Genomic DNA, 13,306 nt, shown 5'->3' on the forward strand with positions numbered 1-13,306 from the left:
AGATTCGTACCGTGCTGGGCCTACCTGCTCACGTGACCGCCTGTCTCTTCGATCTGGACGGTGTGCTGACGCAGACCGCCCGGGTGCACAACGCCGCGTGGACCGAGACGTTCGACGCCTTCCTGCGCCGCCACGCCGCCACCACCGGCGCGGAGTTCCGTCCCTTCGACCCCGGGCCGGACTACAACCGCTACGTCGACGGCCGGCCGCGCGCCGACGGGGTGCGCACCTTCCTCGCCTCCCGGGGCATCGTGCTGCCCGAGGGGTCGCCCGACGACCCGCCGGACGCCGACACCGTCAACGGGGTCGGCAACAGCAAGAACGTGCTGCTGCTGGAGCGGCTGCGCACCCACGGCGTGGACGTCTACCCCGGCTCCGTCGCGTACCTGGAGGCGGCGACCGCCGCCGGACTGCGCCGGGCGGTCGTCACGGCCAGCGCGAACGGCCGGGAGGTGGTCGCCGCCGCCGGGCTGGAACCACTGTTGGAGGCGCGGGTGGACGGGCTCGTCGCCCGCGCCGAGGGGCTGCGCGGCAAGCCCGAGCCGGACACGTTCCTGGCCGGCGCGAAACTGCTCGGGGTCGACCCGCGCAACGCCGCCGTCTTCGAGGACGCCCTCGCCGGGGTCGCCGCCGGCCGCGCCGGCGGGTTCGGGTACGTGATCGGGGTGGACCGGGTCGGCCAGGCCGCCGAGCTGCTGGCCCACGGCGCCGACGTCGTGGTCACCGACCTCGCCGACCTGCTCGACACCGGGCAGACCGCGTGATCCGGGAACGGGCCTATCCGGTCGAGCCGTGGCACGTCCGGGAGATCCGGCTGGACATGGACGTCCTGGCCCAGTCCGAGTCGGTCTTCGCCCTCTCCAACGGGCACGTCGGGCTGCGCGGCAACCTCGACGAGGGGGAGCCCCACGGCCTGCCCGGCACGTACCTCAACTCCTTCTACGAGCTGCGCCCGCTGCCGTACGCCGAGGCCGGCTTCGGGTTCCCCGAGTCCGGCCAGACGGTCGTCAACGTGACCAACGGCAAGCTGATCCGGCTGCTCGTCGACGACGAGCCGCTCGACGTCCGCTACGGCGAGCTCCTCGCCCACGAACGGGTCCTCGACCTGCGCGCCGGCACCCTGCACCGGGAACTGCACTGGCGCTCCCCGGCCGGCCGCGAGATCATGGTCCGCAGCACCCGGCTCGTCTCGTTCACCCAGCGTGCCGTCGCCGCGATCAGCTACGAGGTCCAGGCGGTGGACGGCCCGCTGCGGCTGATCCTCCAGTCGGAACTCGTGGCGAACGAGGCGCTGCCCGCGCAGAGCGGGGACCCGCGGGTCGCGGCCGTGCTGGAGTCGCCGTTGCAGGCCGAGGAGGAACTCACCACCGCCGACGGCGGGCTGCTGATCCACCGGACCAAGGTCTCCGGGCTGCGGGTGGCCGCCGCCATGGAACACGAGGTGTACGCACCGGGGCGCACGACCAGCCAGTCCGAGGGGTACGAGGACTGGGTGCGTACCACGATCGGGTGCGTGCTCCAGCCCGGCGAGACGCTGCGCGTGGTCAAGTACCTCGCGTACGGCTGGTCGAGCCGCCGGTCGTTGCCGGCGATGCGCGACCAGGTCGAGGCGGCCCTGACGGGGGCGCGGATCGACGGCTGGGACGGGCTCCTCCGCGAGCAGCGCGAATACCTCGACGAGTTCTGGGACGCCGCCGACGTGGTGGTGGAGGGCGACCCGGAGATCCAGCAGGCCGTCCGGTTCGGCATGTTCCACGTCCTCCAGGCCGGCTCCCGGGCGGAGCGGCGGCCCATCGCCGCGAAGGGCCTGACCGGTCCGGGGTACGACGGGCACGCGTTCTGGGACACGGAGATGTTCGTCCTGCCTGTGCTCACCTACACCCAACCGGCCGCCGTGCGGGACGCGCTGCACTGGCGGCACGGCACCCTGGCCGCCGCGCGCGAGCGGGCCCGGACGCTCAACCTGGAGGGCGCGGCGTTCCCCTGGCGCACCATCGAGGGGCCGGAGTCGTCGGGGTACTGGCCGGCTGGCACCGCCGCCTTCCACATCGCGGCTGGCATCGCCGACGCGCTGCGGCGCTACGTCCAGGTCACCCAGGACACCGAGCTGGAACGCGAGATCGGGCTGGAGCTGCTGGTGGAGACCGCCCGGCTGTGGCGGTCGCTCGGTCACCACGACCGGCACGGCCAGTTCCACATCGACGGGGTCACCGGCCCCGACGAGTACACGGCGGTGAAGAACGACAACATCTACACCAACCTGATGGCGCAGCGGAACCTGATCAGCGCGGCCGACGCGGTCATGCGCTACCGGGACGAGGCGTTCCACCTCGGCGTGACCGACGAGGAGGCGGCAGCCTGGCGGGACGCGGCGGCGTCCATGCACATCCCGTACGACGAGGAGGTCGACGTCCACGAGCAGGTGGAGGGCTTCACCCGGCTCCAGGAGTGGGACTTCGTGCACACGCCGCCGGAGAAGTACCCGCTGCTGCTGCACTACCCGTACTTCGACCTCTACCGCAAGCAGGTCGTCAAGCAGGCGGACCTGATCCTGGCCATGCACTGGCGCGGCGACGCCTTCACGCCGGAGGAGAAGCTGCGCAACTTCCTCTACTACGAGCGGCGTACGGTGCGCGACTCGTCGCTGTCGGCGTGCACGCAGGCCGTGCTGGCGGCCGAGGTGGGCCACCCCGAACTGGCGCACGTGTACCTGCGCGAGGCCGCGCTGATGGACCTGCACGACCTCAACGAGAACACCCGCGACGGGGTGCACATGGCCTCGCTCGCCGGCGCCTGGATCGCCCTGGTGGGCGGGTTCGGCGGGCTGCGCGACCACGACGGCAACCTCTCCTTCGCGCCGCGGCTGTCGAGCCGGCTCGAGCGGCTGGAGTTCTCCCTCCAGTGGCGCGGGATGCGGCTGCGGGTCGACGTCCGGCGGCACCAGACCACGTACGCGCTGCGCTACGGCGACCCGGGAGACGTGCTGGAGTTGCGGCACCACGGTGAGCCGGTCCGGGTCACCTGCGGGGAGCCGGTGACGATGCCGATCCCCGCGGCGGAGGTGTCGGGCCCCGTCCCGGAGCAGGCCCCCGGCCGGGCTCCCCTGCTCCGCCTGCCCGAGAGCGAGCCGTGACCGACCGCCGGCCCGCCGTCGACGACGGCGGCCCGGCGGTGTAGGACCCTGGTGCCGGTCGCCCGGCGGCTTCGGTCAGAGCGGCCTGCCCTGTGACGGGCGGTCCGCCGCGTCGCGGGGCGCCATCGCCCGCGGGTCGTCGGCCGTGCGCGCCTGGGCGGCGTCGTCCGCCCAGTCCCGGCCGCGTTCGGTGTCCTGTTCCCGCCGGTCCCGGTCGGTGGTCTGCTGCCGGGTCTCCCGCTGCTGCTGGGCCATGGCGATCCTCGCGATCCGTCGGGGCGCGGCTGCGCCGGTACGGTCTGCGGTCACCCGACGCCTACCCGGGCCCCTCGGCGACAAACGCCGGGGGTGCCGGGGCCGCTTGCCGGCGCCGGGGACGGGTATGCGGCCGGAACGGGGACGACCGAGGACGTACGGAGGCGAGATGGACGTGCGCAGCAGCGCGGTGGCGATCCCGGCGGGGGACGCCGAACTTCCGGCCGACCTGCTGGTCCCGGCGGAGCCGGCCGGCGTGGTGCTCTTCGCACACGGCAGCGGCAGCTCCCGGCACAGCCCGCGCAACACGGCCGTGGCGCACGTGCTCAACCGCAGTGCCCTCGGCACCGTGCTGGTCGACCTGCTGACGCCGGCCGAGGACCAGGTGGATGCCCGTACCGCCGAGCTGCGCTTCGACATCCCCCTGCTCGCCCGTCGGCTCGCGGCGATCGTGGACTGGCTGGCGGCGGAGCGACCCCTCGGCGCCGTGCCGATCGGGCTGTTCGGGGCCAGCACCGGGGCCGCAGCCGCCCTGGTGGCGGCGGCGGCCCGGCCGGACCTCGTCGGCGCGGTGGTCTCCCGTGGTGGCCGTCCCGACCTGGCCGGTGCCGCGCTCGATCAGGTGCGCGCGCCCACGCTGCTGCTGGTCGGCGGCCTGGACGAGCAGGTGATCACGCTCAACGAGCAGGCCCAGGAGGCGCTGCCGGACACGGCCGAGCTGACGGTGATCCCGGGGGCGACCCACCTCTTCGAGGAGCCCGGCACCCTGGAACAGGTGGCACACAGCGCCGCCGACTGGTTCACCACCCACCTCCCCTCCCCCCACTGAGGACCCCACCCGGCAGGGTGGTCAGGCGGGGGTCGGGGGCGCGGGCGTCGGGCGCTGGCGGTGTTGCTGGATGGTGTCGATGACCCGCCAGACGACGGCGGTGATCGGCACCGAGACGAAGGCCCCGGCGATGCCGGCGATCAGGGTGCCGGCGGTCACCGCCACCAGGATCACCGCCGGGTGCAGGCGCACCTGACGCTTCATGACCAGCGGCTCCAGCAGGTTGCCCTCCACCTGCTGGACGGTGATCACGGCGGCGAGGACGAGCAGTGCGGTCACCGGCCCCTTCGCCGCGAGCGCGACCAGCACCGCCACGGCGCCGGCCACGGTCGCCCCGATGATCGGGATGAAGCCGCCGAAGAAGGTGATGAGCGCGAGCGGGAAGGCCAGCGGCACCCGGAGCACCACCAGCGCCAGGCCGATGCCGATCGCGTCGATCGCGGCGATCAGCATGGTGCCCCGGCTGTACGCGCCGAGCGTCCGCCAACCCATCCGGCCCGCCTCGGCGGTCACCTCCCGGTTCGGCCCGGTCGTGCGGGACAGCGTCCAGCGCCACATGGACCTGCCGTCCTTGAGCAGGAAGAACAGCAGGACGAGCGCGAGCAGCGCCGAGCCGAGCACCTCCGCGGCCGTCCTGGCGCCGGAGACCGGGTCGACCGAGCCCTGCCCGAGCCCCTGGCGGGCCTGGTCGAGCAGTTGGTCGAGCTGAGTGTCGCTGACCGGCAGCGTCGAGGTCACGAAGTCCCGGGTCCGTTGCAGGCCCTGCCCCAGCTCCTCGCTCAACTCGCTGAACTGGTTGGCGGTGAGGCTCCACACCAGCGCGCCGACGCCGAACAGCAGGCCGAGCAGCAGCAGTACGGTGAGCAGGGCGGCCAGTGCGGCGGGCAGATGGAGCCGGCGCAGCGCGAGCTGCACCGGGTCGAGCAGCGCGGTGAGGAAGATGGTGACGGCCAGCGCGATGGCCAGCGGCGCGAGCAGCACCGCGATCTTCCCCAGCAGGTACAGCCCGGCGACGATCACCACCAGGCAGGCGCTCCACACCACGGCCGAGCGGACCAGCCAGGGGAGCGCGGCCCAGGTCTGTCGGGAGCCGGCGCCCCGGCCGGGCGTTCTCTCGGGCGTACGCCCGGCATCGTCTGCGACCACGTCGGCCCTCCTCGATCTCCGGCGAGTCGGTACCCGGCCGGCGTCCCTTCGACACCCGCGTCCCCTTTCACGCTAGATGGGCGGCTGGGGCGTCGGGGGCGACCGCCGTTTCCCGACCGCCCCCGGGCCGCTGCTCCGTCGCGTTTGGGCCCCCGGGCCCAGGGAAGGCAGGGATCGGAACCGGCTTCGAGGAGGACCCCGATGAGCGACTTCATGGACAAGGCCAAGGACTTCGCCGACAAGCACGACGAGCAGGTCGACAAGGGCATGGAGAAGGGCGGCGACATGGCCGACAAGCGCACGGGCGGCAAGTACGACGAGCAGATCGACAAGGGCGTCGACCAGGCCCAGGCGCGCACCGGCGAAGGCGACCAGGTCCGCTGAACCCCTCGTAGCGTCCCGGGTCGCCGCGCAGGCAGGTGGCCCGGGACGACTGTTTCCTGACGGATCGACGCGTACCGCTAGCCAAGGATCGATGACTCTCGCTACTATCCGCAGTCGGAACATGACTCAACGTGGAGTCGTCCCCGACCGGACCGGCGCCCTCCCCTTGGGGCGCCGTGACGAGAGGAAACCATCCGGTGACCGAGGCCCCCGAGACGACCGTCCCCCACCGCTATCCGTTCAGCGACCCCGACCGGCTCAACCTCGACCCGCGCTACGCCCGGCTGCGCCGGGACGAACCGCTCACCCGGATCCGGATGCCGTTCGGCGAGCCGGCCTGGCTCGCCACCCGGCACGCCGACGTCCGGACCGTGCTCGGCGACGCCCGGTTCAGCCGGGCCGCCTCGGTGGGTCGGGACGAGCCCCGCAACTCGCCGCGACAGCAGGAGGGCGGGATCCTGTCGATGGACCCGCCGGAGCACACCCGGCTGCGTCGGCTGGTGGCGAAGGCGTTCACCGCCCGCCGGGTGGAGGAGCTGCGGCCCCGGACCAGGGAGGTGGCCCACGAGCTGGTGGACGGCATGCTCGCGGCCGGTCCACCGGCCGACCTGGTGGAGCACCTGGCCACCCCGCTGCCGATCCGGGTCATCTGCGACCTGCTCGGCGTACCCGTGGCCGACCAGGACCGATTCCACGCCTGGTCCGAGGCGATCGTGTCGACCACCTCGTTGAGCCCGGAGCAGGCCCAGGAGTACATCGACAGTCTCCTCGCGTACATGGGCGAGCTGATCGCGCGGCGGCGCGAGCAACCCACCGACGACCTGATCGGCGCGATGGTCCGGGCCCGGGACGCCGACGACCGGCTCGCGGAGGACGAGGTCGTGCGCCTGGCCGCCGGGCTGCTCGCGGCAGGGCACGAGACGACGGTGACCCAGATCCCCAACTTCGTGTACGCCCTGCTCACCCACCCGGACGAGTGGGCCCGGCTACGGTCGCGGCCGCACCTGGTGCCGGCTGCCGTCGAGGAGCTGATGCGGTACGTGCCGCTCGGCGCGTCCTCGGCCTTCGCCCGCTACGCGATGGAAGACGTCGAGGTCGGCGGCGTGCTGGTACGGGCCGGCGAGCCGGTGGTGGTGTCGATCTCGTCGGCCAACCGGGACGAGACGGTCTTCGCCGACGCGGACCGGCTCGACCTGACCCGGCAGGTCAACCCCCACCTCGGCTTCGGGCACGGGGTGCACCACTGCGTCGGCGCGCAGCTCGCCCGGATGGAGCTCCAGGTCGTCCTGGAGACGCTGATCGCCCGCACGCCCGACCTGAGGCTGGCCGTGCCGGAATCCGAGCTGACCTGGAAGAGCGGCCTGCTGGTCCGGGGGCTCGTCGCCATGCCGGTGAGTTGGTGAACAGATGAGTGCGACGGACGAGCAGTGGCGGGTGCACGTGGACCCGACGCGGTGCATCGGGTCGGGGATCTGCGCGGGCACCGCGCCGAGGCACTTCGTGCTGGTGGACGGGTTGGCCCGCCCGCTGGCCGAGCGGGTGGCGCCGGACGACGCATTGGTGGACGCGGCGGACTCCTGCCCGATGGAGGCGGTCATCGTGTCCGAGGCGGACGGCCTGCGCCGGATCGCCCCGGAGACCTGAGCCGGCCGGTGACATGCCGGTGGCCACGCCCCGGGCCGGGCGTGGCCACCATGAGCGGGGGCGGTCAGCGCTGCTGCTGGCCCAGCTCCGCCGTCGACGTGACGCGGCCGCTCAGCGCGTCCCGCATCCGGTCCACCAGGCCGGCGCCGGGGTTGAGCAGCCGGTTCGCCGGCGGCCGGTCGGGTGCGGCCGGGTGCGGCCGGGTCGGGGCGGTCTTCTTGGTCGCCTCCACCTTGCCGGCCAGTTCGACCATCTCCTCGGTGGCGACCGCGGCGCGCAGGCGGGGGAAGAGGTCCGACTCCTCGTCCTTGACGTGGTGCCGGATCGTGCTCGTCAGGTGCGCCAGGAGCTCGTCGAAGCGCGGGTCGGACGGGTCGACCGACTCGAGCTCCTTCATGGTCCGCTCGGCGTCGGCGTGCTCGGAGATCTCGTGCTCGGCGATCTGGTCGCCGTCCGGCAGCGCCTTGCGGGCGGTCGGATAGACGTGCATCTCCTCGGCGACGGCGTGCCGGACCAGCTCGGCGATCACCACGTCGGCCAGCTGCCGGCGGTGCTCGGGGGTGCCGTGCCGGCTCTCCAACTGCACGAAGAGCGCCTCGACCTCACGGTGGTCGGCGGTCAGGACGTCCACGACGTCCTGACCCCTGATGTCCTGTGGGTTGGTCATGTCTGCCCCTTACCGGTTGCGGAACGGTCGGTTGTGGGCCTGGTACCCGGGAACCGTCCACCGAACCCACCGGTCATCGATGTGTCGCCGACCCGCGTCCGGTGCTCGGCGGGCGCCCGTCGCGCCGGTACGCCGAGGGCCGGCCCCCGTAGGAGGCCGGCCCTCGGCGGGTCGGATCAGGACGAGTAGCCGCGCTCGGCGGTCCAGTTGGCGACCTTCTCCAGGGTCATCCAGTACTCCCCCTCGGGGGCGGCCGGATCGGCGATCCGGATCAGGTCGCCGCCGTCCCGGTAGCCGACCAGGGTCAGGTAGTGCCCGCCCTCGTACGAGTGCGGGTTGCCGACCGTGTCGACCGCGGTGCCCTTGATGTTGGCCACCACCGGCCGGCCCTTGTCGAGGGCCGCGACGACGTCGGACCGCAGCCGGTCGACCTGCTCCGGCTTGGCCACCGGATCCGGGATCTCGGTGGTCCGGTATCCGCCGCCGGTCAGCTCGTTGAGCACGCGGGTGATGTCGAGGGCGGAGTCGGTGCCGGCCTCGGTGGTGCCCAGCCTCTTCGCGACCTCGTCCTGGGGGAGCGCCCGGCCCAGCGCCGACAGGGCGATCCGGGTCGCGGCCGGACCGCAGTAGTAGAAGTTGGGCTGCGCCTGGTACTCGATGCCCACGGCGCGCTCGGCACGCCGGTCGGGGCGGCCGTTCTTGGCGGCGCGGTCGTCCGTGTGCACCGCGCCGACCGGGGTGGTCGTCGCCGGCGCCGCCTGGGCGGTCACCGCCGGACCCGCGAGGCATCCGCCGGCCACCAGCAGGCCGGCGACGGAGAGACCGCTCTTCTGGACGATCGGATTCATGGTCGGGCTCCAATCGGGGGTCGACGCCGCCGGGGGGACCGGGGCGCACAGCACCGGGAGAGGCGCTCGGCTCGGGGAATTCGACGGCCCGGGGCGGTCGGCCCACGGGGCGTACTCAGGGATGCAACGGCCCTGCTCCGGTGGGCATTCCGGGCCCGCGACCGGGGGCGCACCGGCCGCACGTCGAGGTTCAACCGGGCCACGGGCGGCAGGATTCCGGCGTACGGATGCCCCGCGTCACACCCGGACAGGTCAGGCGTACGTGGGTGGCGCGGGACGGGACGAACCGGTCAACCGGTCACAGGCTGCCCAGCAGGCGCGTCACCGTGATCTCGATGACCACCCGGTCCGGATTCGGGCGGGGCGTCCGGTAGCGCTCGGCGTACCGGCGCTCGGCCTCGGCGACGGCCGGCTGGTCGGAGCGCACGACGGCCCGCCCCTCGATGGTGAGCCAGCGCCGCCCGTCGACGTGGCAGACGGCCACCGGGGCGCCCCCGGGGCCGGCGGCGGCGACGTGCCGCGCCTTGCGGGACGCGCCGCCGGTGATCACGCGGGCCAGCCCGGTCGACGCGTCGAAGGTGACCCCCACCGGTACGACGTGCGGGGTGCCGTCCGGGCGCAGGGTGGTCAACGTGGCCAGGTGCCGTTCCCGGCAGAACGCCACGACCCGCTCGTCGTGGGGCGCCAACCGATGGTCGCCGGGCATGTCCGTCCCCTGTCTCGCGGTGCGGCGCCGATCATGGCACGCGACGGTCCGCCCGGTCGGCGCCGGACGGCGCGTCGGGTGCCCCGGGCAGCGGCGCGCTCGCGGCGCGGCGCTGCCGGACCAGCCGACCCAGGTAGAGCAGCGCGCCGGTCAGCACCGCCATGTCGTCCAGGTAGATGGGGTCGGGAAGCAGGTCGATCGGCAGGACGGTGTAGAGCATCGCCCCGTAGAAGGCGAGCTTGCCGTTCAGCCCGAGCGTGCCGAGCAGGCGGCGGGTGCGGATCACGCGGACGGCCAGCACCACCGCGCCGACCAACGTGACGACCGCCACGACGCCGACGACGATCCACGCCTCCCTGGACATGCCGTCACGCTAGCCCAGCGGGACCGGTTCCGCCCGGCCATGCCGGTCAGTACGCGGGAACCGCCGCCCGGCCCCGGGCCACCGACGGCACCTCGCGGCCGGTCAGCACCGGGAACTCCCGGGTCTGCTCCGCCACTGCGGCGCCCTCGACAAGCGGCAGCAGCGACTGCGACTCCTCGGGGCGGCGGTTGACCGCGGCGAACGCCTCGTCCCGCAGGCTGCGCGCCGCCTCGGCGGCGTTCTCGGCCGCCCGCCACGCCGCCTGCTCCCGCTCCCGGGCCGCCCGCTGCCGGGCGAGCAGGTGGTCGCGTACCGCCCGGCGCAGCACCAGTTCCTGCTCGACCGGGTGCAGCCGGGGGTCCCACCCGTCGCGGTGCGCGAAGACGTCGCTGAGTTGTTCGACCGACAACTCCTTGCGCCAGTACGCGTCGAGGGCGGCCCGGTGCAGGAAGCGCTCGCGCTCGGCGTACTCGGCGGGCGTCCGGACGGTACGCGGCAGGGGCATCGCCTCGGTGACCGCCAGCCGGCGGACGTCCACCTCGGCGGCCTCGTACGCCTGCCAGGCCGCCTCGACCTCCTCCTGCGCGGTCAGCCACTCGGCCCGCAGGCGGGCGGCGGTGGTGGCGGCCCGTTCCGCGGCGACCGAGACCTCCCCCGCGTACCGGGAACGTTCGCGCTCCTCCTCGGCCCGTTCCAGCTCACTCGGCATCGCGGCGCGCCGGATGCGGGAGCCGGCGTCGAAGCGGAGGCGACCGGGACGCAGCACCAGGCCGGCCACGGTGACGGCGACGACCCCGAGCAGGCTCAGCCAGATCACGGCGGCCCGGGGCACGTCGAGCAGGACGGAGGAGAACACGTTTTCCATGGTCAGCACCTCGCGGTCGATCGAGGGAATCGACAGGGTCTGTGCCCGGCGTACGGGCGGGTGGGCATCGTGGGCGCGCGTGCGGGCGTACCGCGGCGGTGGCCGCTCCGGCGACGGACCGACGGGTGGCCGCCGGTGACGTGGCGGCCGGGGCACGGGGCGGACGGACGCGCGTGCCGGTGGTCCGTCGCCGTCCGTCGCCCCGGCCGCGGAGCCGGTGGGCCGACGGTTCAGGCGGCGGGCGGACCGCGCCGGGCGGGGACGCCCCTGCCGGGGTCGCGGGCGGGGCCGTCCGGGCGGGCGACCGCCACGGCGGCGGTGTCGGCCGGAGTGTCGTCGCGCCGGACCGCCGACGGGGCGGCGAAGCCGTCGGCCTGCTCGGCCACCGGCTCGCGGCGCGACAGCGGTGGGGTGAGCCGGGCGCTCGCGACGGCCGGACCGGCGGCCGGAACGGGGGCGGTGACGGCGGCCGGGCCGGCGGCGAACGGTGGCGGGGCCGGTGCGGCGCTCGCGGCGCCGAGGCCCACAGCGAGCACCAGCGCGGCGATCGCCAGCCGGGTCAGCTCACGCAGGGAGCGCAGCGTCAACGACCAGAACGGGTCGACGGACGCTACGGAGGGCACCCGTCCAACCTATCGCCCGGGCCGGGCTCGTGCAGCGCGCCGACGACCTGGGATCGGGTGACCGCCGCCACGATGTCCGAAAAGGATCGTCGAGCGGGTGTGACGGCGCCCGCCGGGACCGACGCCGCACGTGCGACGGCCCACCCGGTGGTACGCCCGCCGGGTGGGCCGTCGTCGTGCTGGTGCGCGTCAGCTGTCGGTGCCGAGCACGGGCGGAGCGGCGGCGGCGCCGTCGCCCCAGACCATGTCGTCCTCCGTCAGCCAGGTCAGCCGGCCGTCGGCGTCGTCGTCGTGCGTGCCCCGGGTGCCGCCCAGGACGCCGGGGCGACCCGCCCCGCCGCGTGCGCCGCCCGCACGTCCCGTCCCGCTGGCCGCCCGGTCGCCGCCCTGTCGTGCGCCGTTGTCGAAGCGCCGGCCCATCCCGGTCGCGGACCGGTTGTCCGCCACCGGAGTGCCGCCGACGGACCGGACCGCCGAGGCCGGTGCGTTGCCGCTCGCGGCGAGGGCTCCGGTGCCGAGCACGCCGCCCGACGGTCCGAACTGGAGGCCCGGCCCGCCGGCCGAGGCCGTCGAGGTGCCGCCCAGCCCGACGGGACCCGTCGTCGGGGGCGTGCCGGTCAGTGCCGTGGCACCGGCGAGGGAGGTGCCGGCCGGGACGCCGCCGGGAACGCCGTCGGTCACGCCGCCGCCCGGCTGCCCGCCGCCGACGGCGCCCGGGACGAGCGTCCCGGTCGCGCCGCCGCCCGGTCCGGAGCTCGGCCGGTCGGGGGCCGCGACGGTGGCGCCGCCGGGCTGCCCGGCGAGGCCGGAGGTGGTCGGCGCGGCCGTCGGCGTGCTGGCGCCCGGGCCGCTGCGCGGGGGCGTCGAATCGCGGCTGGTCGTGCCCGGGGTGTCCGGATGCGGTGGCGGCGGCGGGACGAGCCGGCCGTACGCCGAGAGGTCGTAGCCGGCGGCCAGCTCGGCCACCACGTTGACCATGCGCTGGTGGGCCTTCTCCTGCTCGGCCTTGTCCTGCTGGTGCCCCAGCAGCCCGCCGACCACGATGCCCGGCACGCCGAACACGGCGCCCTTGGCCGCGCCGGAGAGCGCCTGGTCGTGGTCGTCGGTCTCGGCCGGACTCTCCGCCTGCGTGCGGGCGGTGCGCAGCTCGCCGGACATCAGGGTCAGGCCCCGGCTCACGTCCGCCATGCCCTCGCCGAGCTTGTCGGCGTAGTCGGTGACGAGCGTCAACCGCCGCTGGAACTCCTGCGAGGCCGAGCCCGTCCAGGTGTTGGCGAGCTTGTCGAGGTCGCCGCTGAGCTCGCGGGACAGCCCGTCGAGCATGCCCTTGAGCGCCGTCCACTGCGCGGCGACGCCGTCGATCTGGCCCGGCTGGCCGGCCATCACGGCGTCGTAGAGCTGCTGGTGGCTGACGTGCTGGTAGCGCTGGGTGTATTCAGACACGCGGATCCTCCTTCCGCTTCAACGCGTCGTCCACGCCGTTCAGCGCGGCGGCGATGTCGGCGGAGTTGGCCGCGTTGCGCTCCTCGGCGGTGCGGTAGTTGGCCAGGATCGTCGCGGTGGCGCTCTGCGCGGCCTTCACCGCCGCACGCAGCCGGTCGACCTGGTCCACGTAGGACTGGTGGATCTCGGAGTAGCGGCGGGAGTTCTCGGTGGCGTCGGCGAACGAGCCCAGCGCCGGGGGCCGGCACTGCATCTCGGTGCTCAGCTTCCGCAACGCCTTCTCCGCCTCGGTCAGCCGGTTGGCCAACTTCTGGTGGAAGTCTTCCAGGGACAGCAGGTCGACTGTCGTGCGCCCGGTCATGGCAGCATCCCCGTACGTCATCGTCGATAACCGTTGGC

16 protein-coding genes are annotated in these 13,306 nt (G+C 74.2%); 6 read left to right on the plus strand and 10 right to left on the minus strand.

Annotation, left to right across the window (positions count from 1 at the left end):
* Positions 1-11 precede the first annotated feature (11 nt).
* Positions 12-764 carry an HAD-IA family hydrolase gene (locus ABZ573_RS02115; RefSeq protein ID WP_358114784.1) on the plus strand — a complete coding sequence of 251 codons (753 nt, stop codon included), beginning with the start codon at positions 12-14 and terminating at the stop codon, positions 762-764.
* Positions 761-3,133 carry a glycosyl hydrolase family 65 protein gene (locus ABZ573_RS02120; protein WP_358114787.1) on the plus strand — a complete coding sequence of 791 codons (2,373 nt, stop codon included), beginning with the start codon at positions 761-763 and terminating at the stop codon, positions 3,131-3,133. The genes ABZ573_RS02115 and ABZ573_RS02120 overlap by 4 nt, the downstream gene beginning before the upstream one ends.
* A 75-nt stretch (positions 3,134-3,208) precedes the next feature.
* On the opposite strand, the gene ABZ573_RS02125 is transcribed toward ABZ573_RS02120, so the two are convergent.
* Complete coding sequence (locus ABZ573_RS02125; protein ID WP_132231888.1) at positions 3,209-3,388, minus strand: hypothetical protein; 180 nt, start codon at positions 3,386-3,388, stop codon at positions 3,209-3,211.
* Between the two features lie 169 nt (positions 3,389-3,557).
* Here ABZ573_RS02125 and ABZ573_RS02130 point away from each other — a divergent pair, with 169 nt between their 5' ends.
* Positions 3,558-4,217: an alpha/beta fold hydrolase gene (locus ABZ573_RS02130; RefSeq protein WP_327030333.1), complete on the plus strand. Its 660-nt coding sequence runs from the start codon at positions 3,558-3,560 to the stop codon at positions 4,215-4,217.
* A 21-nt stretch (positions 4,218-4,238) separates the two neighbouring features.
* On the opposite strand, the gene ABZ573_RS02135 is transcribed toward ABZ573_RS02130, so the two are convergent.
* Positions 4,239-5,363: an AI-2E family transporter gene (locus ABZ573_RS02135; RefSeq protein WP_358114790.1), complete on the minus strand. Its 1,125-nt coding sequence runs from the start codon at positions 5,361-5,363 to the stop codon at positions 4,239-4,241.
* 201 nt (positions 5,364-5,564) lie between these two features.
* Here ABZ573_RS02135 and ABZ573_RS02140 point away from each other — a divergent pair, with 201 nt between their 5' ends.
* From ABZ573_RS02140 to ABZ573_RS02150, 3 genes are all read left to right on the plus strand, one after another.
* The gene (locus ABZ573_RS02140; RefSeq protein ID WP_151457270.1) at positions 5,565-5,747 is read left to right on the plus strand and encodes an antitoxin; all 183 of its coding nucleotides are present in this window, start codon (positions 5,565-5,567) and stop codon (positions 5,745-5,747) included.
* A gap of 197 nt (positions 5,748-5,944) precedes the next feature.
* Positions 5,945-7,150 (plus strand): cytochrome P450, encoded by a 1,206-nt coding sequence (locus tag ABZ573_RS02145; protein ID WP_151457271.1) that lies wholly within the window; start codon positions 5,945-5,947, stop codon positions 7,148-7,150.
* 4 nt (positions 7,151-7,154) lie between these two features.
* Positions 7,155-7,391, plus strand: a complete 237-nt coding sequence (locus ABZ573_RS02150) for a ferredoxin (protein WP_132231878.1) — start codon at positions 7,155-7,157, stop codon at positions 7,389-7,391.
* A 64-nt stretch (positions 7,392-7,455) separates the two neighbouring features.
* Here the strand turns inward: ABZ573_RS02150 and ABZ573_RS02155 are convergent, their stop codons facing one another.
* The 8 genes from ABZ573_RS02155 to ABZ573_RS02190 all read right to left on the minus strand — a co-directional run bounded on the left by ABZ573_RS02155 (position 7,456) and on the right by ABZ573_RS02190 (position 13,268).
* A complete protein-coding gene (locus ABZ573_RS02155) occupies positions 7,456-8,058 on the minus strand; it encodes a hemerythrin domain-containing protein (protein WP_358114795.1) in 603 nt (200 codons plus the stop codon).
* Between the two features lie 176 nt (positions 8,059-8,234).
* Positions 8,235-8,906 (minus strand): C39 family peptidase, encoded by a 672-nt coding sequence (locus tag ABZ573_RS02160; protein WP_327030335.1) that lies wholly within the window; start codon positions 8,904-8,906, stop codon positions 8,235-8,237.
* A 298-nt stretch (positions 8,907-9,204) separates the two neighbouring features.
* Positions 9,205-9,612 carry a TIGR03618 family F420-dependent PPOX class oxidoreductase gene (locus ABZ573_RS02165; protein WP_358114799.1) on the minus strand — a complete coding sequence of 136 codons (408 nt, stop codon included), beginning with the start codon at positions 9,610-9,612 and terminating at the stop codon, positions 9,205-9,207.
* A 31-nt stretch (positions 9,613-9,643) separates the two neighbouring features.
* Positions 9,644-9,976 carry a YkvA family protein gene (locus tag ABZ573_RS02170; protein ID WP_151457275.1) on the minus strand — a complete coding sequence of 111 codons (333 nt, stop codon included), beginning with the start codon at positions 9,974-9,976 and terminating at the stop codon, positions 9,644-9,646.
* A gap of 46 nt (positions 9,977-10,022) precedes the next feature.
* Positions 10,023-10,841, minus strand: coding sequence for a hypothetical protein (locus tag ABZ573_RS02175; protein WP_151457276.1), 819 nt, complete (start codon positions 10,839-10,841; stop codon positions 10,023-10,025).
* 230 nt (positions 10,842-11,071) lie between these two features.
* On the minus strand, positions 11,072-11,464 hold the full coding sequence (locus ABZ573_RS02180; protein WP_358114803.1) for a hypothetical protein: 393 nt from the start codon (positions 11,462-11,464) through the stop codon (positions 11,072-11,074).
* A gap of 189 nt (positions 11,465-11,653) precedes the next feature.
* Positions 11,654-12,907, minus strand: a complete 1,254-nt coding sequence (locus ABZ573_RS02185; protein WP_151456013.1) for a WXG100 family type VII secretion target — start codon at positions 12,905-12,907, stop codon at positions 11,654-11,656.
* Positions 12,900-13,268 carry a hypothetical protein gene (locus tag ABZ573_RS02190; RefSeq protein WP_151456012.1) on the minus strand — a complete coding sequence of 123 codons (369 nt, stop codon included), beginning with the start codon at positions 13,266-13,268 and terminating at the stop codon, positions 12,900-12,902. The genes ABZ573_RS02185 and ABZ573_RS02190 overlap by 8 nt, the downstream gene beginning before the upstream one ends.
* Positions 13,269-13,306: the final 38 nt, after the last annotated feature.

This window comes from Micromonospora sp. NPDC007220, from assembly GCF_040634035.1.
GTDB lineage: Bacteria > Actinomycetota > Actinomycetes > Mycobacteriales > Micromonosporaceae > Micromonospora > Micromonospora reichwaldensis.

Excerpts from the sequence above, each read along its gene's own strand:
- ABZ573_RS02125 (WP_132231888.1), bottom strand. The coding sequence starts at position 3,388 with ATGGCCCAGCAGCAGCGGGAGACCCGGCAGCAGACCACCGACCGGGAC.
- ABZ573_RS02130 (WP_327030333.1), top strand. The coding sequence starts at position 3,558 with ATGGACGTGCGCAGCAGCGCGGTGGCGATCCCGGCGGGGGACGCCGAA.
- ABZ573_RS02140 (WP_151457270.1), top strand. The coding sequence starts at position 5,565 with ATGAGCGACTTCATGGACAAGGCCAAGGACTTCGCCGACAAGCACGAC.
- ABZ573_RS02150 (WP_132231878.1), top strand. The coding sequence starts at position 7,155 with ATGAGTGCGACGGACGAGCAGTGGCGGGTGCACGTGGACCCGACGCGG.
- ABZ573_RS02155 (WP_358114795.1), bottom strand. The coding sequence starts at position 8,058 with ATGACCAACCCACAGGACATCAGGGGTCAGGACGTCGTGGACGTCCTG.
- ABZ573_RS02160 (WP_327030335.1), bottom strand. The coding sequence starts at position 8,906 with ATGAATCCGATCGTCCAGAAGAGCGGTCTCTCCGTCGCCGGCCTGCTG.
- ABZ573_RS02165 (WP_358114799.1), bottom strand. The coding sequence starts at position 9,612 with ATGCCCGGCGACCATCGGTTGGCGCCCCACGACGAGCGGGTCGTGGCG.
- ABZ573_RS02170 (WP_151457275.1), bottom strand. The coding sequence starts at position 9,976 with ATGTCCAGGGAGGCGTGGATCGTCGTCGGCGTCGTGGCGGTCGTCACG.
- ABZ573_RS02175 (WP_151457276.1), bottom strand. The coding sequence starts at position 10,841 with ATGGAAAACGTGTTCTCCTCCGTCCTGCTCGACGTGCCCCGGGCCGCC.
- ABZ573_RS02190 (WP_151456012.1), bottom strand. The coding sequence starts at position 13,268 with ATGACCGGGCGCACGACAGTCGACCTGCTGTCCCTGGAAGACTTCCAC.